The sequence below is a fragment of the Massilia sp. Root418 genome (assembly GCF_001425265.1).
GTDB lineage: Bacteria > Pseudomonadota > Gammaproteobacteria > Burkholderiales > Burkholderiaceae_D > Rugamonas.
The window spans coordinates 254,643-275,088 of the sequence record NZ_LMEC01000022.1 but is presented as its reverse complement, the minus strand read 5'-3'; the positions used below and the strand labels follow the sequence as shown (position 1 = coordinate 275,088).

The 20,446-nt window shown below is 62.8% G+C and carries 17 protein-coding genes; 6 read left to right on the top strand and 11 right to left on the bottom strand.

Annotation, left to right across the window (positions count from 1 at the left end; all coding sequences use genetic code 11):
- Nucleotides 1-69: 69 nt before the first annotated feature.
- Together ASC94_RS21765 and ASC94_RS21760 are read right to left on the bottom strand one after the other, a co-directional pair.
- Nucleotides 70-1,710, bottom strand: a complete 1,641-nt coding sequence (locus tag ASC94_RS21765) for a GMC family oxidoreductase (RefSeq protein ID WP_056400483.1) — start codon at nucleotides 1,708-1,710, stop codon at nucleotides 70-72.
- Between the two features lie 40 nt (nucleotides 1,711-1,750).
- Nucleotides 1,751-2,788, bottom strand: a complete 1,038-nt coding sequence (locus ASC94_RS21760; RefSeq protein WP_157201544.1) for a nitronate monooxygenase family protein — start codon at nucleotides 2,786-2,788, stop codon at nucleotides 1,751-1,753.
- A gap of 1,077 nt (nucleotides 2,789-3,865) precedes the next feature.
- Between ASC94_RS21760 and ASC94_RS21755 the strand changes: the two genes are divergently transcribed.
- On the top strand, nucleotides 3,866-4,576 hold the full coding sequence (locus ASC94_RS21755; protein ID WP_056400479.1) for a 5'-methylthioadenosine/adenosylhomocysteine nucleosidase: 711 nt from the start codon (nucleotides 3,866-3,868) through the stop codon (nucleotides 4,574-4,576).
- A gap of 83 nt (nucleotides 4,577-4,659) precedes the next feature.
- Here the strand turns inward: ASC94_RS21755 and ASC94_RS21750 are convergent, their stop codons facing one another.
- Together ASC94_RS21750 and putA are read right to left on the bottom strand one after the other, a co-directional pair.
- Complete coding sequence (locus ASC94_RS21750) at nucleotides 4,660-5,400, bottom strand: transposase (RefSeq protein WP_157201543.1); 741 nt, start codon at nucleotides 5,398-5,400, stop codon at nucleotides 4,660-4,662.
- A gap of 156 nt (nucleotides 5,401-5,556) precedes the next feature.
- Nucleotides 5,557-9,189: a trifunctional transcriptional regulator/proline dehydrogenase/L-glutamate gamma-semialdehyde dehydrogenase gene (gene putA, locus ASC94_RS21740; RefSeq protein ID WP_056400471.1), complete on the bottom strand. Its 3,633-nt coding sequence runs from the start codon at nucleotides 9,187-9,189 to the stop codon at nucleotides 5,557-5,559.
- 217 nt (nucleotides 9,190-9,406) lie between these two features.
- On the opposite strand from putA, the gene ASC94_RS21735 reads away from it, so the two are divergent.
- Both ASC94_RS21735 and ASC94_RS21730 read left to right on the top strand, forming a co-directional pair.
- Nucleotides 9,407-9,862 (top strand): Lrp/AsnC ligand binding domain-containing protein, encoded by a 456-nt coding sequence (locus tag ASC94_RS21735; protein WP_028833852.1) that lies wholly within the window; start codon nucleotides 9,407-9,409, stop codon nucleotides 9,860-9,862.
- A 37-nt stretch (nucleotides 9,863-9,899) separates the two neighbouring features.
- Complete coding sequence (locus tag ASC94_RS21730; RefSeq protein WP_056400468.1) at nucleotides 9,900-11,456, top strand: methyl-accepting chemotaxis protein; 1,557 nt, start codon at nucleotides 9,900-9,902, stop codon at nucleotides 11,454-11,456.
- A gap of 136 nt (nucleotides 11,457-11,592) precedes the next feature.
- Here ASC94_RS21730 and ASC94_RS21725 read toward each other — a convergent pair whose 3' ends face one another.
- Nucleotides 11,593-12,561 (bottom strand): LysR family transcriptional regulator, encoded by a 969-nt coding sequence (locus ASC94_RS21725; RefSeq protein ID WP_056400465.1) that lies wholly within the window; start codon nucleotides 12,559-12,561, stop codon nucleotides 11,593-11,595.
- A 177-nt stretch (nucleotides 12,562-12,738) separates the two neighbouring features.
- Between ASC94_RS21725 and ASC94_RS21720 the strand changes: the two genes are divergently transcribed.
- Nucleotides 12,739-12,981, top strand: coding sequence for a hypothetical protein (locus ASC94_RS21720; RefSeq protein ID WP_229417371.1), 243 nt, complete (start codon nucleotides 12,739-12,741; stop codon nucleotides 12,979-12,981).
- 67 nt (nucleotides 12,982-13,048) lie between these two features.
- Here ASC94_RS21720 and ASC94_RS21715 read toward each other — a convergent pair whose 3' ends face one another.
- The 5 genes from ASC94_RS21715 to ASC94_RS21695 form a co-directional block, all read right to left on the bottom strand.
- The gene (locus ASC94_RS21715; RefSeq protein ID WP_229417370.1) at nucleotides 13,049-13,651 is read right to left on the bottom strand and encodes a chalcone isomerase family protein; all 603 of its coding nucleotides are present in this window, start codon (nucleotides 13,649-13,651) and stop codon (nucleotides 13,049-13,051) included.
- A gap of 41 nt (nucleotides 13,652-13,692) precedes the next feature.
- Nucleotides 13,693-13,956 (bottom strand): YfhL family 4Fe-4S dicluster ferredoxin, encoded by a 264-nt coding sequence (locus ASC94_RS21710; protein WP_056400459.1) that lies wholly within the window; start codon nucleotides 13,954-13,956, stop codon nucleotides 13,693-13,695.
- 9 nt (nucleotides 13,957-13,965) lie between these two features.
- Entirely contained in the window at nucleotides 13,966-14,469 is a 504-nt protein-coding gene (gene coaD, locus ASC94_RS21705; RefSeq protein ID WP_028833720.1) for a pantetheine-phosphate adenylyltransferase, read from the bottom strand.
- Nucleotides 14,470-14,560: 91 nt separating this feature from the next.
- On the bottom strand, nucleotides 14,561-15,199 hold the full coding sequence (gene rsmD, locus ASC94_RS21700; protein ID WP_056400456.1) for a 16S rRNA (guanine(966)-N(2))-methyltransferase RsmD: 639 nt from the start codon (nucleotides 15,197-15,199) through the stop codon (nucleotides 14,561-14,563).
- A 29-nt stretch (nucleotides 15,200-15,228) separates the two neighbouring features.
- The gene (locus ASC94_RS21695) at nucleotides 15,229-16,128 is read right to left on the bottom strand and encodes a DUF6279 family lipoprotein (protein ID WP_229417369.1); all 900 of its coding nucleotides are present in this window, start codon (nucleotides 16,126-16,128) and stop codon (nucleotides 15,229-15,231) included.
- Between the two features lie 24 nt (nucleotides 16,129-16,152).
- Between ASC94_RS21695 and glmU the strand changes: the two genes are divergently transcribed.
- Nucleotides 16,153-17,529, top strand: a complete 1,377-nt coding sequence (gene glmU, locus ASC94_RS21690; protein ID WP_056400453.1) for a bifunctional UDP-N-acetylglucosamine diphosphorylase/glucosamine-1-phosphate N-acetyltransferase GlmU — start codon at nucleotides 16,153-16,155, stop codon at nucleotides 17,527-17,529.
- A gap of 471 nt (nucleotides 17,530-18,000) precedes the next feature.
- On the opposite strand, the gene ASC94_RS21685 is transcribed toward glmU, so the two are convergent.
- Nucleotides 18,001-18,468: an Lrp/AsnC family transcriptional regulator gene (locus ASC94_RS21685; protein WP_056400450.1), complete on the bottom strand. Its 468-nt coding sequence runs from the start codon at nucleotides 18,466-18,468 to the stop codon at nucleotides 18,001-18,003.
- A gap of 146 nt (nucleotides 18,469-18,614) precedes the next feature.
- Here ASC94_RS21685 and glmS point away from each other — a divergent pair, with 146 nt between their 5' ends.
- Nucleotides 18,615-20,444: a glutamine--fructose-6-phosphate transaminase (isomerizing) gene (gene glmS / locus ASC94_RS21680; protein WP_056400444.1), complete on the top strand. Its 1,830-nt coding sequence runs from the start codon at nucleotides 18,615-18,617 to the stop codon at nucleotides 20,442-20,444.
- Nucleotides 20,445-20,446: the final 2 nt, after the last annotated feature.

Here is a 20,446-nt window from a genome sequence, read left to right as displayed (position 1 = left end):
AATACCATCAAGCTAGCAAGTTTGGCTACAAACCAGGGCACTTGATATGGCTCAAACCAGGCGGGACATTCAGGGCGATTTCCACGTGGAACGTATCATCTGCGCGGCCTTCTCGGCGATCATGATGGTCGGCGAATTGGTGTTGCCGGACGTGATAAACGGCATCACGGACGCATCCGCCACCCGTAGTCCGGCTACACCGAGAACCCGCAATTCGCTGTCCACCACGGCCAAAGTGTCGTTTTTTCGTCCCATCCGGCAAGTTCCCACCGGGTGGAAGATGGTGGTGCCGATGGCGCCGGCCGCCGCCGCCAGTTCCTCGTCGGTCTGGAACGCCGGGCCGGGCTTGAATTCCTGCGGCAGGTAGCGCGCCAGCGCGGGCGCGGCGGCGATACGGCGCGTCAGCTTCAACGCATCCGCCGCCACCTGGCGGTCTTCGGGCGTGCTCAGATACATCGGGGTGATCTTGGGCGGCGCATAGGAATCCGCACTGGCCACGCGCACATGGCCGCGCGAGGTGGGGCGCAGATTGCACACGCTGGCGGTAAATGCCGGAAAGCCATGCAGGGGGTCGCCGAACTTCTCCAGCGACAGCGGCTGCACGTGATATTGCAGATTGGGCGTGGCCTGATCGGCGTCCGAGCGGGCGAACGCCCCCAGCTGCGACGGTGCCATCGACATCGGCCCGCTCTGGAACATGGCGTACTCCATGCCGATGCGCATCTTGCCGAACCAGTTACTGGCCAGCACATTCAGCGTCTTCACGCCGCTCACCTTGAACACCATGCGCAGCTGCAAGTGGTCCTGCAAGTTGCCGCCCACGCCAGGCAAGTCCGCCACCGGCGCAATGCCCAGCTCGTGCAGCATGCCTGCCGGGCCGATGCCCGACAGCTGCAGCAGCTGCGGCGAGCCCACCGCGCCCGCGGCCAGGATGGTTTCGCGGCTGGCATGTGCCTGCCACAACTTCCCGCCGCCGGTGAACTGCACGCCCTTGCACACCGGGCCTTCGGCGCCATCGCCGCCCTGCTCCACCAGCAGCTTTTCCACGTGGCAGCCGGTCATCAGGGTCAGGTTGGGCCGGTTGGTGGCCGCTTTCAGGAACGCCTTGGCCGTGTTCCAGCGGATGCCCCGCTTCTGGTTCACCTCGAAATAGGCGCAGCCCAGGTTGTCGCCACGATTAAAATCGTCCACCTTAGGAATGCCGGTTTGCTCCGCCGCATCGCGGAAGGCGTCCAGGATCTGCCACGACAAACGCTGTTTTTCCACCCGCCACTCGCCGCCCGCGCCATGAAAATCGCTGGCGCCGCCATGATGGTCCTCGCTGGCTCGGAACAGCGGCAGCACCGCATCCCAGCGCCAGCTATCGTCGCCGCAGGCATCGGCCCAGCGGTCATAGTCGCCCGCCTGGCCGCGCATGTAAATCATGCCGTTGATGGAAGAACTGCCGCCCAGCACCTTGCCGCGCGGATAAATCAGGCTGCGCCCGCCCAGGCCGGGGTCGGCCTCCGTGCGGTACAGCCAATCCGTGCGCGGATTGTTGATGCAGTGCAGATAACCTACCGGGATATGGATCCACAGATAATCGTCCTTGCCGCCCGCCTCGATCAGCAGCACTTGCACGTCTTTGTCGCGCGTGAGGCGGTTGGCGAGCACGCAGCCGGCGGTGCCGGCGCCGATGATGATGTAGTCGAACTGTCCTGCAGATTCCAAAATCCACTCCTTCCGCTACTTTTCACTACTAAAAGGCTGCTCAGTCGGCCTGCATTTCCCTGACCAGGGTTTCCACCAGCCGCGCCGCCGGCATGCCGCGCGCGCGGTCCACGCTGCTACCGCACCACAGCGACATCCACTCGGTATCGCCGCGCCGCGCCGCCTCTGCGCGAATGCTGCCGGTCAACGCGTTCTGCACCGGATAAGCCGGCACCTCCAGCTCCACCTCCGCCATGGTCAGCATGAACCGGTTTTCCAGGCCGCGCGCATAACGGCCCGAGAACGCGCGCGTCTGCCGGGTCGGGCGCTCGCCGGCCGTCAGCAAGGCTTGCTTGTACGCCGGGTGGATGCCCGATTCGTTGGTCACCAGGAAAGCGGTGCCCATTTGCACCGCCTTGGCGCCCGTCGCCAGCACGCGCTTGATGTCCTTGCCGTCCATGATGCCGCCGGCCGCGATCACCGGTATCCGCACCGCCGCCACCACCGCTGGCAGCAATTCGAACGTGGTCAGCGTGGCATCCTTCTGCGCGCCGATAAAGGTGCCGCGATGGCCGCCCGCCTCCACGCCGGACGCCACCACGGCATCCGCGCCGGCCGCCTGCCAGGCCAGCGCCTCCGCGATCGTGGTCACCGTGCCGATTACGGCAATGCCAGCCGCGTGCAGCCGCGCCACCTGGTCCGGCGTCAGGATGTCGAAGGTGAAACTGGCCACGGCGGGGCGCAATTCCAGCAGCGTTTCAAACTGCGCGGCGAAATCCTCACACCATTTGGCCGGCGTAGGCAATTCATCCCAGCCCAGCGCCGCGTACACAGGTTTCAGCAAGTCTTTGGCGCGCTGCACATCCGCAGCGGCGGGGGCCGGCGTTCCCTGGACAAAGAAATTCAGCAAGAACGGCCGGTCCGTCAGCGCGCGGATGGCCGTCACCTGGCTGCGCAAGGCATCCGGCGACAGCAGCGAAGCAGCCAGCGAACCCAGCGCGCCGGCATTCGACACGGCCGCGACCTGCTCGGGCGTATTGCCGCCGCCGGCCGTTGGGCCCTGGATGATGGGATGGGGAAACAGGGACAGCAACTCCATGACAGCCTCCTGGGGCCTGTTGATAACTATATGGATATCCACAGGCATGGTTTGTGAGTAAGCGAAGGGACAAGCTGGACGTCAAAAATTGTCCAGATACAGTCCTTCCGCCGTACACCGTTTACGCGTCGCGTTGTACAAGATGCAAACGACTGATTCTAATCCAGTTAACCCGGTTATCCACAGAAATGTGACGACGTTAACAACTACTATTATTTTGTATACACAGCTTTAAAGTAAACCAAATACCTGAGCCGCGGTACTTCAGCAACGAACGGCGGCGTCGGAATCCAGGCAACGCCAAAAAGCACCTCATCCCGTACAAAGCTGATCATCGCGTCTGCAGGCTTTCCTGTCTGCTGATCATTCTGGCAATTCTTGCAATCATCGGTTTGCGATCCTGACGGCCAAGCTGGACTGCCCTGCCCAACGCCTCGCCGGGCACATATCGACCAAGCTGTTCACCTAAACCGCCGCATCATCGCGCCCGCTAGCCTCCGGTCAAGCGATCAGGCCCACGTTGGCAGCCAGGCTGTTGATAAGTCTATGGATATCCACAGGGCGAGATGTGCGTAAGGAAGTAGATTGTCCACCGGCCAAAATTTATCCAAGTTTTGCCCCTGCATTGGTACAGCGTTTGTCCAGCACCTTATCTTTTCTCCAACCCCATGATTTTTCAGCAGTTAACGTGGTTATCCACAGTCTAGGCAACGTTTACTATTACTATCAATTTATATAAAAGCTTTAGTTAACAAACTAAGAAGGCCACAGATTTGCCGGCATAGACCTGCAGATCAAAATGCCTGCAAAACAAGGAATGTGGATAAGGTCATGTATATCCACAGGATGAGTTGTGCGTAAACGGCCCACTTCTGCACGTCGAAAATCTTGTCCAGAAGTCGTCCTGCCTGGATACAATGCTTGTTCAGGTGCTTGTAAACGCTGTAAACCCCTGATTTTTAGGTTGTTAACAGACTTATCCACAAAAAAACGCCGGTTTACTATCTACTACTATTTTTTATATATATTCTTGTTGTAAACCTATAAAAACACGCGAAGCGGAAAAACGGAGGAAAAATGCGTCTTGGCATCATCAGCGCACTCGCTGAAGAGCAACACGGACTGATAGACGCCATGGAAAGCCCCATCAAGGCCAGCCACGGCATGCGCGACTACACTGTTGGCAGGCTTTGGAATACAGACGTAGTCTGCGTACTGTCCCGTATAGGCAAAGTAGCCGCTGCAATGACTGCGAGCATCCTTGTGGAAAAGTTCGACGTTACCCACATCGTCTTCACCGGCGTCGCTGGAAGTGGAGATCTAGGCGTCAGAGTCGGCGATATCGTCGTGGCAGACAGCCTGGTCCAGCACGACATGGACGCCAGCCCCCTGTTTTCGCGCTTCGAAATCCCCCTGACCGGCCAGTCCCACATCGCCAGCGACCGCGAACTGACGCGCCGGCTAACCGCTGCCGCGCGCGATTTTCTGCAAAACGAGCCCGGCAGCCCGCAAATTCACCGTGGCCTGATCGCCAGTGGCGACCAATTCATCAACAAACGCAGCCAGCTCGCCGCCATAAAAGACGCGTTACCCGAACTGCTGGCCGTGGAAATGGAAGGCGCAGCGGTCGCCCAAGTGTGTTTCGAGCTTGGCATCCCCTTCGGCGTCATCCGCACGATCTCCGACAACGCCAACGAAGACGCCGCCATCGACTTCATGCACTTCGTCCAAACGGTCGCCTCCCGCTACGCCTACGGCATCGTGAAAAACTTCTGCGTCCCCCACTGAAAATGGGGTCAGGGTTAGTTTTCGCCTGTGTACAAATGCCCACTTACCCACAACCCTTGCTTCGATAATGGGGTCAGGGTCAGTTATTTTTGGGAGCGTGGCCTGCCAGGCGGGTTGACTGTGCATGCGATTTTGGTCAGTTCTTCGACCTTGTGGAGAAAGTCGGAATTACCCACAGGCTTGTTGTGGTTCAGGGCGTTGCGTATGGTGTGCAGGAGATCGTCGCTGAGGTGGTGGCCGAAGAGGCTGCGGTAGGCCGCGCGGCGCTCATCCGGGTACTTGCCGAGGCCTGTGAACAGCGGATGCGGCGTAATCAGGGGATGGCGTTCTCCCAGTGCATTAGCGCGAAAGCTGCTCCACCGGTACTCACCTGGCGCTTGCACCATGTGCGCGCGCACCGGATTGAGCTCGACGTAGCGGTAGCAGTGCATCAGATAGTCGTCTGCCTGCACCAGCGAGGAGCGATAGCGGCTGTCCCACAGCGTGCCGCTCCGGCCGTATTTTTTGTTGATGAAACGGACGTAGCGCCGGCCAATCGACATGAACAGCTTTGCAACACAGCCGTGACGAGGCGGTGTCAGCAGCAAATGCACGTGGTTGGTCATGAGGACGTAGGCGTGCAGCCTGCACTCGTGCTCGACTAAGGCCGCGCCCAGCCAATGGAGATAGAACTCGAAGTCTTCGTTATCGAAGAAGCAGGCGGCACGATTGTGCCCGCGCTGCACCAGGTGCAGTGGGACGTCGTCGAGCTGGATTCGGGGAGGGCGGGCCATCTGGCCAGCATAGGCCGGCAGCGTGGGGCTGCCATGACGCGGCGCAAGCACTGCTCAGTTAGCCTTAAGCCATGGGCAAAAATTGCAAAATTAATTAACCCTGACCCCATTTCGGGGGAAATATTGCCGAATTAATTAACCCTGACCCCATTTTTGATTAAAAAAAAGCCAGGCGGGGTGCCTGGCTTTGCGGGAGGGGGCGGGGAATCAGGCGCCGAGGGTCATCAGGCTGGCGTTGCCGCCGGCGGCCGTGGTGTTGACGCACAGGGCGCGCTCGGCGACCAGGCGCCACAGGGGGAGGGCGTCGTCCGCCGAGGTGTCGACAACGGCCACCAGAGCCCCGTCACGGGCCGCCAGCGCTTCGCGTACACCCGGGGCCAGGGCGGACTCAACCAGGGCCACCTGGAAGCTGCAATCGATGCTGGCGAGCGTGCCCGCCTGCTTGACCTGGTCCAGCACCGCTGCCGGCAGGTCGTCCGGCAGGGATTTCGATACCACGACCGCCTGGTTGCCGGTTGCCAGCACCGCCGCGATCTGGTTCAGCAGTACGTCGGCCGTGTCGGCCAGGCAGACCACGTTGCCGCGCGGGGCGAAGCTCAGGGTGTTGCGTTCGCCGGTTGGGCCCGGCAGTTCGATGGTGCTGCCCAGGGCGGTGCTGTGGGCGTACTGGTCGACCAGGGATACCAGGCGCTCGCGGCCTTTGCCCTTGGCCCACACTTCCAGCGCGTCCAGCGCCGGGGTGGCCAGGCGGGCGTGCTGGGCGGGCGTGACGGCGCCGCGTTGCAGCCGCTTCAGGTACAGCGGGCCGCCGGCTTTGGGGCCGGTGCCCGATTTGCCTTCGCCGCCGAAGGGCTGTACGCCCACCACCGCGCCGACGATGTTGCGGTTGATGTAGATATTGCCGACGTGCGCCCGGGCGGTGATGAAGTCGATGGTTTCGTCGATCCGCGAATGCACGCCCAGGGTCAGGCCGTAGCCGCTGGCGTTGATCTGCTCGACAATCTTGCCGAGGTCGGCGCGCTTGTAGCGGATGACGTGCATGACGGGGCCGAACACTTCCTTGCTCAGCTCGTCCAGCGAGCGGATTTCCAGCACGGTGGGCGGCACGAAGGTGCCGGCCGCTGCCACCGGCACGTTCAGGGAGAAGTGGTTGACCGCCGACTTCTTCATCGTTTCAATGTGGTTCAGCAGGTTGTGCTGCGCTTCGCTGTCGATCACCGGGCCGATGTCGGTGACCAGGCGGTCCGGGCTGCCGACGTTCAGCTCGCTCATCGCGCCTTTCAGCATTTTGATGGTCTTGTCGGCGATGTCTTCCTGTAGGAACAGCACGCGCAGCGCCGAGCAGCGCTGGCCGGCGCTGTCGAAGGCGGACGAGATCGCGTCCTGCACCACTTGCTCGGGCAGCGCGGAGGAGTCGACGATCATGGCGTTCTGGCCGCCCGTCTCGGCGATCAGCGGGATGTCCGCGCCTTCGGCCACCGAGCGCTTGGCCAGGGTGCGGTTGATCAGCTGCGCCACCTCGGTGGAGCCGGTGAAGATCACGCCTTTCACGCGCGCATCGTTGCACAGGCCGGCGCCCACCACTTCGCCGCGTCCCGGCAGGAATTGCAGCGCGGCGCGCGGGATGCCGGCCTGGTGCATCAGTTCCACCGCGCGGTGGGCGATCAGCGGGGTCTGTTCGGCCGGCTTGGCCAGCACCACGTTGCCGGCCGCCAGCGCGGCGGCGGCCTGGCCGGTGAAGATGGCCAGCGGGAAGTTCCACGGGCTGATGCACGTCACGGGACCGAGCGCCAGGGTGTTGGCGGACGTGCCCACCTGCTGCGCGTAGTAGCGCAGGAAGTCCACCGCTTCGCGGATTTCGGCGATGGCGTTGGGCAGCGATTTGCCGGCTTCGCGGATGGCCAGCGCCATCAGTTCCAGCATGTGTTGCTCGAACAGGTCGGCCGCGCGCATCAGGGCGGCGGCGCGCAGCGAGGGTTCGGTGGTCTGCCAGTCCATGGCATAGGCGCTGGCGCTGGCCAGCGCGCTGTCGACGTCGGCTGCGGTCGCCTCGGTGACCGTGCCCACCACGTCGCTGCGCTGCGCCGGGTTGATCACGGCTTGCGAGGGCTGGCCTATGGTCAGCGCGCCCGCCAGCAGCGGCCCGGCGCTCCAGCTGCGCGGCTCGGCCAGGGTGGCGGCCACTTGGCGCAGCACGTCTTCATTGGACAGGTCCAGGCCGGCCGAGTTGCGGCGCTCGGCGCCGAACAGGTCCAGCGGCAGGCGGATGGCCGGATGCGGCAAGCCGCCCTGCTCGCGCGCGGCCTCGATCGGGTTCTTGATCAGCGATTCCACCGGAATCGCTTCGTCCACGATCTGGTTCACGAAGGACGAGTTGGCGCCGTTTTCCAGCAGGCGGCGCACCAGGTAGGCCAGCAGCGTTTCGTGCGAGCCCACCGGGGCGTAGATGCGGCAGGCCTTGTCCAGGTTGTCCTTGCCCACCACCTGGTCGTACAGCGATTCACCCATGCCGTGCAGGCACTGGAATTCGTAGTTGGTGACGCCCGCTTCCTTGGCCCAGGTGTAGATGGTGGCCAGGCTTTGCGCGTTGTGGGTGGCGAACTGGGCGAAGATGCGGTCGGTGGCGCCCAGCAGCTTCTGCGCGCACACCAGGTAGGACACGTCGGTGTACACCTTGCGCGTGTAGACCGGGTAGCCGGGCATGCCGTCCACCTGGGCGCGCTTGATCTCGGCGTCCCAATAGGCACCCTTCACCAGCCGCACCATGAACTTGCGGCCGCTGCGCTTGGCCAGGTCGATCAGGTAGTCGATCACGAAGGGGCAGCGCTTCTGGTAGGCCTGCACCACGAAGCCGATGCCGTCGAAGCCTTCCAGCGCCGGGTTGAAGGCCATCGCTTCCATCAGGTCCAGCGACAGTTCCAGGCGGTCCGCTTCTTCCGCGTCGATGTTCAGGCCGATGTTGTACTGCTTGGCCAGCAGCACCAGCTGGGTCAGGCGCGGCAGCAGTTCCTCCATCACGCGGGCATGCTGGGCGCGCGAGTAGCGCGGGTGCAGCGCCGACAGTTTCACCGAGATACCGGGGCCGTCCTTGATGCCGCGTCCGTCCGAGGCGCGGCCGATGGCGTGGATGGCGGTTTCGTAGGCGGCGTAGTAGTTGGCCGCGTCCGCTTCGGTCAAGGCCGCCTCGCCCAGCATGTCGTAGGAATAGCGGTAGCCGCGTGCTTCGTTGGGCTGGCCGTTCTTGATGGCTTCATCGATGGTCTGGCCGGTGACGAACTGGTTGCCCAGCATGCGCATGGCCAGGTCCACGCCTTTGCGGATCAGTGGTTCGCCGCCCTTGGCGATCAGACGCGTGATGGCCGAGCCCAGGCCCTGCTCGCTGCTCGAACCGACCAGCTTGCCCGTTACCAGCAAGCCCCAGGTGGCGGCGTTGACGAACATGGAAGGCGATTCGCCCAGGTGCTTGCGCCAGTCGCCCTTGCTGATCTTGTCGGCGATCAGGCGGTCGGCGGTGGCGCTGTCGGGGATGCGCAACAGCGCTTCGGCCAGGCACATCAGCGCCACGCCTTCTTCGGACGACAGCGAAAACTCGTGCATCAGCGCGTCCACGCCGGAGGCGCGGGTGCGCTCCTTGCGCACCGCCGACACCAGGCGGTGCGCCAGCGCTTGCGCTTCGGCGGTGCCGCTTTCGCGCACCTGGCCCAGCAGCCACTGTACGGCGCCGGCTTCGTCGCGGCGGTAGGCGGCGGTGATGGCGGCGCGCTGCGGGCTGGGTTCGCGCAGGATTTCGGTTTGCAGGGTGGAGAACGGAGTGGCCGGAGCCGGGTTGGCTGCTTGCATGAAAGGCTTTCTACAATGAGGATTTCAACGCCCACACAGTAAAAACGCCCGTCCGGCACCAGGCTCGGCGAGCGTAATTGTCAATTCTGCGTTGGCGCTGCTAATGATTCGATTGTAGAGGGAATTCTTCTGGATTAATTCTGGTATTACTAAAGACTAGCCATACATAGTTTTTGATGAGAGAATTTAACCAAATATAATTTGAGGGGGATAACTCATGCTGGACAAGATCAGTAAGAAGATACTGATGGAGCTACAGAGCGACGGGCGCATCAGCAATGTGGAGCTCGCCGCGCGTGTCAACCTGTCGCCGGCGGCCTGCCTGGAGCGGGTGCGCAAGCTGCACGAGTCCGGCTACATCATGGGCTACACCGCCCAGCTCAACCCGCAATTGCTGGATGTGTCGCTGCTGGTGTTTATCGAGGTCGTGCTAGATCGTACCACGCCCGAAGTCTTTGATGCGTTCAAACATAGCGTCCAGGTGATCCCCGAAGTGCTCGAATGCCATATGGTGGCGGGCGGCTTCGACTACCTGGTGAAGGCGCGCGTCAAGGACATGGCGGCCTACCGCGAATTCCTGGGCAAGACCTTGCTGCAAAAAGGCGTGCGCGAAACCCATACTTATGCTGTGATGGAAGAAGTCAAAAACACGAGCAAGCTGCCGATCAAATAATTGATAGGCAAGCCTACGCCGCTAAAGGGGAGGTCAGATGAAGGTGCAGCACAAGCAGGTGCGACATATTTTACGGATACTCGGCGCCACGGCGGCAGGCGCTCTCGCAGCATGGGTGGCACAACAGGCTGGCGCTGGTTCGCTTTGGCAAGCCACGCTGGCGGGCCTGGTGGCGGCGCTGACGGCCCAGCTGGCGCAGGCGGCGGCCGGCAGCGGCGAAGACGGCACGCGCCGTTTCGCGCACACGGTGGGCGAGGAAATCGACGCCATCATGATCGGCGCGGCGGAGACATCCTACTTCGTCGATTCCGTCAAAAAGAAGATTGAAAGCGACGTGCGCACGGCCAGCGAGATCGTGGCCAGCTCCAGCCACAACGCGCGCGCCACCGAGCAGATCGCGGCCAACGCCGAGCGCGCCGCGCAAGTGGCGGCCCGGGTCCGCGCCGAAACCGAGACCGGCCGCGCCGAGGTCGACCAGGGCCTGGAACGCATCAGCCGCGCCCGGGGCGACGCGCAGCAGGCTTCCGCCACCATGGTCAGCCTGCAGGAGAAGGCCAAGCGCATCTACGGCTTCACCGAAGCGATCACCGAAATCTCCGCGCGCACCAACTTGCTTGCGCTGAACGCCGCCATCGAGGCGGCGCGCGCGGGTGAACAGGGGCGCGGCTTTGCCGTGGTGGCGGGCGAAGTGCGCCAGCTGGCGCAGCGCACCAAGGAAGCGACCGACGAGATCAGCGCCATGGTGCGCGCGATTAACGAGCAGGCTGTGTCGGCCACGGCGGGCATGGCGTCGCTGGCCGGCATGGTGAGCGAGGCCGCGGGCAACGTGGAGACGGTGCACGGGCTGCTGAGCAGCATCGAGCAGTCCTCCGGGGTGTCGGAAAAAGAGATCGGGCAGATCGCGCAGGCGTCGCGCGAGCACGTGGAGACTACGCGCGTGATTGCCGACGCCATCACGCAGATCCGCGACAGCATGCTGTCCACCGATGCCGAACTGCCGCGCGCCGCCGGCTCGGCCATGGCGCTCGCTGAGCGTGCCGAAGTCATTACGGCCGCGCTGGGCATGGCGGACGTCGAAACCGCGCACGATGAAATCCGCGCGGCGGCGCAGGCGGCGGCCAGGGATGTGGGCAAGTTGTTTGAAGCGGCCATCGCCAGCGGCAAGATCACGCACGCCGCGCTGTTCGACCGCCATTACACGCCGATCCCGAACACCGACCCGCCCAAGCACACCACCAAGTTCGATGCCTTTACCGACCGCGTGCTGCCGGACTTGCAGGAAGGCCTGCTGGCGCGCATGCCGCACCTGGCGTATGCGGGCGCGGTGGACAACAACGGCTACTTCCCCACGCATAACAAGAAGTTTTCACAGCCGCTGACGGGCAATTACGACGTCGACATCGTCAACAACCGCACCAAGCGCATCTTCAGCGACCGCACGGGCAAGCGCTGCGGCTCGAACACCAAGCCGTTCCTGCTGCAGACCTACAAGCGGGATACGGGCGAGGTGATGCACGACCTGTCGGCGCCGATTTTCGTGAATGGCCAGCACTGGGGTGGCTTCCGCATCGGCTACCGGTCGGCTGCGCACTGAGGGGCGGCGCATCGGCGGCGCATCGGCGGGTTACGTGCTCCGCACTAACCCGCCCTACATGATATCCATGCAAGACCGTAGGGCGGGTTAGCGCAAAGCGCGTAACCCGCCACACCGTCGCCAACATCGCCGCCGCTCAGTAAGTATCGTTGCGCGGCGTGGTCCCCGGTGCGGTGCGCTGGGCCACGCTGTTCATGCCTTCCAGGTTGGAGCGCAGCCATTTGTGCGCCGGGCTGCGCGCGTCGCGCTCGTGCCATAGCATGTCCAGGTGCACCGCCGGCAAGGTGAACGGCAATTCCTTGTGGATCAGCGCATCCGTCATGCCGGTGGACGCGATCAGGTGCTTGGGCAGCACGGTGATCAGGTCCGAATTGGCCACCACGCGGCCGGCAGTGAAGAACTGGTTCACGGTCAAGAGAATGCGCCGTTCGCGCTGGATCTGCGCCAGCGCTTCGTCCACCAGGCCATGTGCGCGGCCGGAAAAACTCACTAGCAGGTGATTGGCCGCGCAGTAGTTCTCCAACGTCAGGTCGCTCTTGGCCAGCGGATGGTCGCGCCGCATCACGCACACGTAATGCCCCGAATACAGCCGCTCGTGCCGGATCGGCGAACTGGTGTCGCTCGACAGCTGCGCCGCCACCCCGGGGAAGAAGCCCACCGCCAGGTCCACGTCGCCGCGCAGCAGCATGGGGCGCGGCTCGCGCGTGGTCAGCGGCACCATGCGCACGTTCACGCCCGGCGCTTCGCGTTCGATCGAACGCATCAGCGAGGGCAGCCAGAAGGCGGCGGTGGCGTCGGCCATGGCCAGGCGGAAGGTGGCGTGCGCCTTGGAGACGTCGAACGTCTCCGGCGTGACCGCCGCCTCCAGGCTGGCCAGCGCGCTGCGCACGGACGGCCACAGCGCTTCGGCACGCGGCGTCGGCTTCACGCCGTAAGCCGTGCGGATCAGCAGTTCGTCGCCCAGGCTTTCGCGCAGGCGCTTGATGGCATTGGACACGGCCGGCTGGGTCATCGCCAGATGGCCGGCGGCGCGGGTGAGGTTTTGCTCGGTCATCACCGCGTCGAAAACACGCAGCAAGTTCAAGTCCAGCGTCAGGAAGCTCATAAATACTCGGCTCGGTGGATGGGACTCTTATTCACGTTTCGTATGGTTGTTATCGGGAAACGGAATTGGATTTATATGTTGCGGCGCACTATAGTTACACTTGATTGTAATTGCACCTGAACTTCAATGTCTACCTTCATTTCTGCTGTACAAGCCTTAACTACCGGAATTTCTATCATGGACGCGATCCAAATCCTGCTGGGCGCCGTGCTGGCGCTGGCCATGCTCCTGCTGTTCAAGCCCCTGCTGCGCGGTATCGCACGCGCACTGCTGCTGGTGGTGAAACCCAAGCTGACCAAGGAAGAACGTCTGCAGCGCCGCCTGATGAAGGACGCCATGATGCTGAACCGCATGCTGAATGCGATGGAAGACGCCCCCAGCCACGCCGCCGAACTGCGCGCCATGGCCGCCCGCGCCTGATCCCCGTTTCCGCCGCCCGCAAGACGCGCGGCCAGCGCTTGAACGCGTCTGCCGCGTCGCAACAACTTTATTTTTCACCCAGCAGCTGAGGCTTCAGCGAGCTGTCCACCGGCTTGTCGCCCAGCCAGATGCGCAGGATGGCGTTGTAGAACGCCAGGTCCGGCAAGGCGCCGCCCACGTTCTTGCCGTTCAGCGCCACCTGCGAGCCGGTGCCCGGTATCCAGTCCACCGTCAGCACGTCGCCCTTCTTCAGGGCGGGGAACATGGCGAACATTTCACCGAACTGTTTGGTTTGCGGCGCCAGCTTGTTGCGCTCGGCCTGGTCGGTGTTGTCGTTCAGGCCGGCCATGAAGGCTTTGCCGAACTCTTCCGACGTCAATTCCCGCAGCACCACGATTTTCACGCGGCGCGGCCCCTCGGCGGCCAGGATCTCGGCCACGGTGGATTTCTTTTCAGGCAGGTACAGGCCCAGCGCGTAGACCTTGAAGATGACTTTGGTGCGCAGGCCGGCGCCGTTCAGCTTGAGCGTGGTGCCGTTGACGGTGGCGGTGTCGTCGAACTTCACGCCCGCCACCTCGGCGGCGAACGATGGCAGGCTGGCCAGCGCCAGTACCGCAACGGCGGCAGCTGCGGCAGTGCTTTTCAGGATGGAACGGCGGGCAATAGTCATGTTGTCTCCATAGGGGTTATGGAGACAAATATACCATTCCTTTACTTCTCGTCAGTCTTGGCGGCGGTCAAACGTTCGTATTTCGCCATCAACTGCTCCTTGCTCTCAATCCAGGCCGGATTGAGCGGAATACATTCCACCGGGCAAATCGCCACGCACTGCGGCTCGTCGAAGTGGCCGACGCACTCGGTGCACTTGTTCGGGTCGATCTCGTAGATCTCGGCACCCATGTAGATGGCGTCATTCGGGCACTCGGGCTCGCACACGTCGCAATTGATGCATTCGTCGGTAATCAGTAAAGCCATGGTGAATCCTTAGCCCGCCGCCTGCGCGCCCTTGATCGCTGCGATTTTCTTTTGCAGCCAGCGGTCGACGGAAGGAAATACAAATTTGGACACGTCGCCGCCCAGCATGGCGATTTCGCGCACGATGGTGCCCGAAATGAACTGGTACTGGTCGGACGGGGTCAGGAACAGCGTTTCGACGTCCGGCAGCAGGTAGCGGTTCATGCCCGCCATCTGGAACTCGTACTCGAAGTCGGACACGGCGCGCAGGCCGCGCACGATCACGCGCGCGTCGTGCTGGCGCACGAAGTCTTTCAGCAGGCCGGAGAAGCTTTCCACTTTCACGTTCGGATAGTGGCCCAGCACCTCGTTGGCGATTTCCAGGCGTTCTTCCAGCGAGAAGAAGGGGTTTTTGTTCTGGCTGTCGGCCACGCCCACCACCAGCGTATCGAACAGGCCGGACGCGCGGCGCACCAAATCTTCATGACCGCGCGTGAGCGGATCGAACGTTCCCGGATATACGGCTACTACCATTGCGGCTCCCTTGCGACGCACCATAGAACGCGCATTATGCCTGAAAATCAGGCGCCCCCGCAGGTCCGGGCCGCCTTAGGCCCGGTTCAGCTTAGCCCCGGTACTGTAGTAAATGATAGAACACCATCCCGGCTTTGTCAGCCCGGACCACGTCCCAGCCCTGCATCCACTCTGGCGGCTCGCCTTCTTCGAAGGTCAGCGGCAGGCCGGACTCGGCATACACCAGGCCATTTTCCTTGAGCAATTTGCTGCAGAGCGGCAAAACGCGTGCCAAAAAGTCTTGCTGGTAGGGCGGATCGAGGAAGATCAGGTCGAACTTCTGGCCGCGCACGGCCAGCGATTGGGCGGTGGCCAGCGCGTCGCTGCGCAGCAGCTGCACATTAGCGGCGTTCAGCTTGGCCTTGACCGCGTCCAGCTGGCGCACCACGGCGGTGTTGGTGTCGGCCATGATGACGCTGGCGGCGCCGCGGCTGGCGGCCTCGAAGCCGAGCGCGCCGCTGCCGGCGAACAAGTCCAGCACCTGGGCGCTGGCCCATTCGCCGTCGCGCAGGTGGCTGATCCAGTTGAAGGCGGTTTCGCGCACGCGGTCCGGCGTGGGACGCAGGCCCAGCGCTTCGAGCACGGGCAGCGGGGTGCGTTTCCAGGCGCCGCCGATAATGCGGACCTGGTTGCTGTGTTTAGGCCCGTGGACGGGCACTTTGGCAGGTTTTTTGACGGGCTTCTTTTGCATGGCGGCACTATAACATGCGGGCGCAGCCCCTACTTGGCCTGCGTCGCCAGTGCATTCAAGTCCTCGATCCAGCCCTGCATGCGCTTGTGCGCGTGCGCCTTCTGTTCCGGCGTGGCGATGCGGATTGCCGTCAACACCAGTTCCAGGGTGCCGTTGGTGTAGGCGTCGAAGAAGGCTTTGCGGTCGGACGGTTTTTCCGTGCGGTCGAAGTTCTCCTGGATCAGCTCGCGGATCATGGCCTCGGCTGCTGCCGGCGCCGGTTTCTCCTGCTGGATGCGGCGCGCCAGCGCCAGGATGCCCTTCTGGCGGCGCATGCGCTCGTCCAGCCACAGCTCATTGTCCAGCGGACGCGCGTCGGACGCCTTGCGGATGACGGCTTCCTGCTCGCGGCTGAAGCTGCCGAACCACAGTTCGAACTGCTCCATGGACTTTTTGTAGCGGAACTTGAGCTGCTCGTCGCGCCCGCCCTTCATGTTCTTCTTGCGGAACTCGCTATTGTTCTTCTCGAACTTTTTCTCCATCTGCTCCAGCTGTTCCGGCTTCAGCGACAGTGCCAGCTCGGCGATGTCCGGCGCCGCCTTGAGCAGCATGGCCTGGGTGCGGGCGCGCACTTCCTTGTAGTCGGCCTGCAGGTCGGCCAGGCTGGGATTGGCCTGCAGCTGCTGCTGCGCGTGTTTCAGCACCTGGGCGTAATCCTGCAGCTGGGTTTTGCGGTGCCAGCGGAAGAAATCGCCGATGTCGGATTTGACCGGCGGCTTCTGCGCCGAGTCCAGGTCCACATAGGCGTCGAGCCACCAGAACAGCAAGGTGTCGCCGTTGTTGTAGGCCAGGCGCAGCGAGCTGCACGCGCCCAGCAGGGCCAGCAGGGCGATGACGAAAATGTACCGTGCGCCCCGGTTGCTGCTGTCCTGCATGTTAAACTTTTCCATATTCTTAACTTTTTGAGTAGGCCTATGAACGTAGTTATTCTCGCCGCCGGCATGGGCAAACGTATGCAGTCCGCATTGCCCAAGGTTTTGCATCCGCTGGCTGGCAAGCCGCTGTTGTCGCACGTTATCGATACGGCACGCGGCTTGTCTCCAGCCAAATTATGCGTGATTTACGGACATGGCGGCGCAGCCGTGCTGGCCCAACTGGAAAAAGAGAAGCAGGTGCCTGGTACCGACATCTCCGCCGCGCTGCAGGAGCCGCAGCTGGGCACCGGCCATGCCGTCATGCAGGCGCTGCCGGTGCTGGATGAAGCCCACCCTACCCTGATCCTGTACGGCGACGTGCCGCTCACCACCTCGGCCTCCCTGCAGCGCCTGGTGGACGCGGCCGGCACCGACAAGCTGGGCATCCTCACCGTGGAGCAGGACGATCCCTACGGCCTGGGCCGCATCGTGCGCGAGGGGGGGCAGATCGTCCGCATCGTGGAGGAAAAGGATGCCAGCGCCGAGCAGCGGGCCATCAAGGAAATCAACAGCGGCATCATCGTGGCGCCCACCGCGCGCCTGAAGAAGTGGCTGGCCGCGCTGCAAAACAATAATGCGCAAGGCGAGTACTACCTGACCGACATCGTGGCCCAGGCCGTGGCGGACGGCGTGCCGGTGGTGTCGGCCAATCCCGGCGGCGTCTGGGAAGTAGCGGGCGTCAATTCCAAGGTACAGCTGGCCCAGCTGGAACGCATCCACCAGCTCAACATCGCGCAGGCGCTGCTGGAGCGCGGCGTGACGGTGATGGACCCGGCCCGCATCGACGTGCGCGGCGAACTCATCTGCGGCCGCGACGTCACCATCGACGTCGGCTGCGTGTTCGAAGGCAAGGTCGAGCTGGCCGACGGGGTCTCCGTGGGCGCGCACAGCGTGCTGGTGAATGCCCGCATCGCCGGCGGCGTGCAGATCAAGCCCTTCTGCCATATTGAAGACGCCGTGGTGGGCGCCAAGTCCATCATCGGCCCCTACGCACGCCTGCGCCCGGGCACCGAGCTGGCGGAAGATGTCCACATCGGCAATTTTGTGGAAATCAAGAACAGCCAGATCGCCGCGCACAGCAAGGCTAACCACCTGGCCTACGTGGGCGACTCCACCGTGGGGTCGCGCGTGAACGTGGGCGCCGGTGTCATCACCTGCAATTACGACGGCGCCAACAAATTCCGCACCGTGATCGAGGACGACGCCTTCATCGGCAGCGACAGCCAGTTGGTGGCCCCGGTGACCGTGGGGCGCGGCGCCACCATCGGCGCCGGCACCACCCTGACCAAGGACGCGCCGGCCGAGCAGCTGACCATTTCCCGTCCCAAGCAGCTCACCATTCCCGGCTGGAAGCGGCCGGTGAAGATCAAGAAGTAAACTGCCACTGCTTTCTACGACGGCGCCTTGAGGCGCCGTTTTTTTATGTCCGCTTCCTGTGGATAAAGATGTGGGCAAGCCTGAGGAAAATGATCTGACAAGCTTGGGGCAACGCGGGGATAACTTCGTAACAAGCCAGTCATATCAAGGAGATACCGTTTACGAACATTTCTACTGTGTAAACAAACAGGTTTACCAAAAAATGTGGACAACTTTGTGGGTAAGCAACGGAATAAGGCTGGGAAAACTGGTGAAAAACTCGGGATAAGCAAGCGGGGCTGTGCATAAGCTTGTGGGCAAGCCTGTTGAAACGCCGGGATAACTCCAGCCCGGATTGCCCAGCGGCAAACACGGCTGCCGGCGCCGCGCAACCGTGTTGATAAGCCTGTGAAAAACCGTGGGAAAAGCGCCGGATAAGCCTGGTATAACCGGGTGGAAAAGCGTGTATAAGCGTGTATAAGCCGGCGCCGCTCAGACCGCAATGCGCGTTTCGAACTTGCTGCGCAGGGTGGAGAAGTAGGTTTTCACGTTGCGCACATTGGCATGCGCGGCGAACAGCCGGTGCGCCAGCGCGTTGTAGGCGGCCATGTCCGCCACCTGTATCACCAGCACGAAGTCCGGCCCCGGCGACACGCGGTAGCACTGCATCACCGCCTCGTCGCCCGCCACGTGCTGCTCGAACTCCACCATGCGCTCGGCCGCCTGCACATCCAGCGTGATCTCCACGATGGCAGTCAGGCGCGCGCCGACGCTCTCCGGTGATACGATAGCGACCTGCCGCTGGATCACTCCGCTTTCCGTCAACTGTTTCACGCGCCGCAAGCAGGTGGGCGGGGATACATGCACCGCCAGCGCCAGCTCGGCGTTCGTCATGGCAGCATCCTCTTGCAGTATGTTGAGGATGCGGCGGTCGACCTCATCCAGTTCTGGAATATTCATAAAAATTCTTACGTATAATGTAATTTAATTTCACCATCATACACTGGTGGAATAATATTTCATGCACGATTGAATTTAGAAAGCTTATTTCAACACCTCTGCTCTAGTATGGATTCATTAACTATTCATCCAGCAAAGAGGTTTTTATGTGCGGCATTGTCGGCGCGGTAGCGCAACGCAACATCACCCCCATCCTGCTTGAAGGCCTGAAGCGCCTGGAATACCGCGGCTACGACTCCTGCGGCGTTGCCCTGCACGTGGATGGCCAACTACAACGCTCGCGCAGCACATCGCGCGTGGCCGACCTGGAAAAGCAGGTCGACGAAACCGGCCTGAAGGGCTTCACCGGCATCGCCCACACCCGCTGGGCCACGCACGGCGCGCCCGCCTCGCACAACGCGCACCCGCACTTCTCGCCCAGCTCGGACAACGCGCGCATCGCGCTGGTCCATAACGGCATCATTGAAAACCACGACGAGCTGCGCGCCGAGCTCACCGCGCTGGGCTACGTGTTCCAGAGCCAGACCGACACCGAAGTGATCGCCCACCTGGTCGAGCACATGTACAACGGCGACCTGTTCGACACCGTGCAGCAAGCCGTCAAGCGCCTGCACGGCGCCTACGCCATCGCAGTGTTCTCGCGCGAGGAACCGCACCGCGTGGTGGCCGCGCGCCAGGGCTCGCCGCTGATCGTTGGCATTGGCGAAGGCGAAAACTTTGTCGCCTCCGACGCCATGGCGCTGGCAGGCACCAGCAACCAGATCATCTACCTGGAAGAAGGTGACGTGGTCGACCTGCAGCTGGGCAAAGTGTGGATCGTGGACGTGAACGGCAAATCCGTCGAGCGCGAAGTGAAAACCGTGCACGCTCACACCGGTGCCGCCGAGCTGGGTCCGTACCGCCACTACATGCAGAAAGAGATCTTCGAGCAGCCGCGCGTCATCGGCGACACGCTGGAAGGCATCACCGGCATCATGCCGGAGCTGTTCGGCGACGGCGCCTATAAAGTGTTCAAGGAAATCGACCGCGTGCTGATCCTGGCCTGCGGCACCAGCTACTACGCCGGCTCCACCGCCAAGTACTGGATCGAATCGATCGCCAAGGTGCCGGTCAACGTGGAAATCGCCAGCGAATACCGCTACCGCGACTCCGTGCCCGACCCGCGCACCCTGGTGGTCACCATTTCGCAGTCCGGCGAAACCGCCGACACCCTGGCCGCGCTCAAGCATGCGCGCTCGCTGGGCATGGAACACACGCTCACCATCTGCAACGTGGCCACCAGCGCCATGGTGCGCGAATGCAAACTGGCCTACATCACCCGCGCCGGCGTGGAAGTGGGCGTGGCCTCGACCAAGGCCTTCACCACCCAGCTGGCCGCGCTGTTCCTGCTGACGCTGACCCTGGCGCAAGTGAACGGCCGCCTCACGGACGAAGAAGAAGCCGCGCACCTGAAAGCCATGCGCCACCTGCCGTCGGCGATTACCTCCGTGCTGGCGCTGGAGCCCCAGATCATCGCCTGGGCCGAAGAATTCGCGCGCAAGGAAAACGCCTTGTTCCTGGGCCGCGGCCTGCACTACCCGATCGCGCTGGAAGGCGCGCTCAAGCTCAAGGAAATCTCGTACATCCACGCCGAGGCTTACCCTGCGGGCGAACTGAAGCACGGCCCGCTGGCGCTGGTGACCGAGGAAATGCCGGTGGTGACCATCGCCCCGAACGATACGCTGATCGAGAAGCTGAAATCGAACATGCAGGAAGTGCGCGCGCGCGGCGGCCAGCTGTTCGTCTTCGCCGACGTCGACTCGCGCATCACCTCCGGCGACGGCGTGCACGTGATCCGCATGCCCGAGCACTACGGCCAGCTGTCGCCCATCCTGCACGTGGTATCGCTGCAATTGCTGGCCTACCACTCCGCCCTGGCGCGCGGCACCGATGTCGACAAGCCGCGCAACCTGGCGAAATCCGTGACGGTCGAGTAAGG

Excerpts from the sequence above, each read along its gene's own strand:
- putA (WP_056400471.1), bottom strand. The coding sequence starts at position 9,189 with ATGCAAGCAGCCAACCCGGCTCCGGCCACTCCGTTCTCCACCCTGCAA.
- glmS (WP_056400444.1), top strand. The coding sequence starts at position 18,615 with ATGTGCGGCATTGTCGGCGCGGTAGCGCAACGCAACATCACCCCCATC.
- coaD (WP_028833720.1), bottom strand. The coding sequence starts at position 14,469 with ATGGTAGTAGCCGTATATCCGGGAACGTTCGATCCGCTCACGCGCGGT.
- ASC94_RS21730 (WP_056400468.1), top strand. The coding sequence starts at position 9,900 with ATGAAGGTGCAGCACAAGCAGGTGCGACATATTTTACGGATACTCGGC.
- glmU (WP_056400453.1), top strand. The coding sequence starts at position 16,153 with ATGAACGTAGTTATTCTCGCCGCCGGCATGGGCAAACGTATGCAGTCC.
- ASC94_RS21725 (WP_056400465.1), bottom strand. The coding sequence starts at position 12,561 with ATGAGCTTCCTGACGCTGGACTTGAACTTGCTGCGTGTTTTCGACGCG.
- ASC94_RS21715 (WP_229417370.1), bottom strand. The coding sequence starts at position 13,651 with ATGACTATTGCCCGCCGTTCCATCCTGAAAAGCACTGCCGCAGCTGCC.
- ASC94_RS21695 (WP_229417369.1), bottom strand. The coding sequence starts at position 16,128 with ATGGAAAAGTTTAACATGCAGGACAGCAGCAACCGGGGCGCACGGTAC.
- rsmD (WP_056400456.1), bottom strand. The coding sequence starts at position 15,199 with ATGCAAAAGAAGCCCGTCAAAAAACCTGCCAAAGTGCCCGTCCACGGG.
- ASC94_RS21760 (WP_157201544.1), bottom strand. The coding sequence starts at position 2,788 with ATGGAGTTGCTGTCCCTGTTTCCCCATCCCATCATCCAGGGCCCAACG.
- ASC94_RS21685 (WP_056400450.1), bottom strand. The coding sequence starts at position 18,468 with ATGAATATTCCAGAACTGGATGAGGTCGACCGCCGCATCCTCAACATA.
- ASC94_RS21710 (WP_056400459.1), bottom strand. The coding sequence starts at position 13,956 with ATGGCTTTACTGATTACCGACGAATGCATCAATTGCGACGTGTGCGAG.
- ASC94_RS21735 (WP_028833852.1), top strand. The coding sequence starts at position 9,407 with ATGCTGGACAAGATCAGTAAGAAGATACTGATGGAGCTACAGAGCGAC.
- ASC94_RS21720 (WP_229417371.1), top strand. The coding sequence starts at position 12,739 with ATGGACGCGATCCAAATCCTGCTGGGCGCCGTGCTGGCGCTGGCCATG.
- ASC94_RS21755 (WP_056400479.1), top strand. The coding sequence starts at position 3,866 with ATGCGTCTTGGCATCATCAGCGCACTCGCTGAAGAGCAACACGGACTG.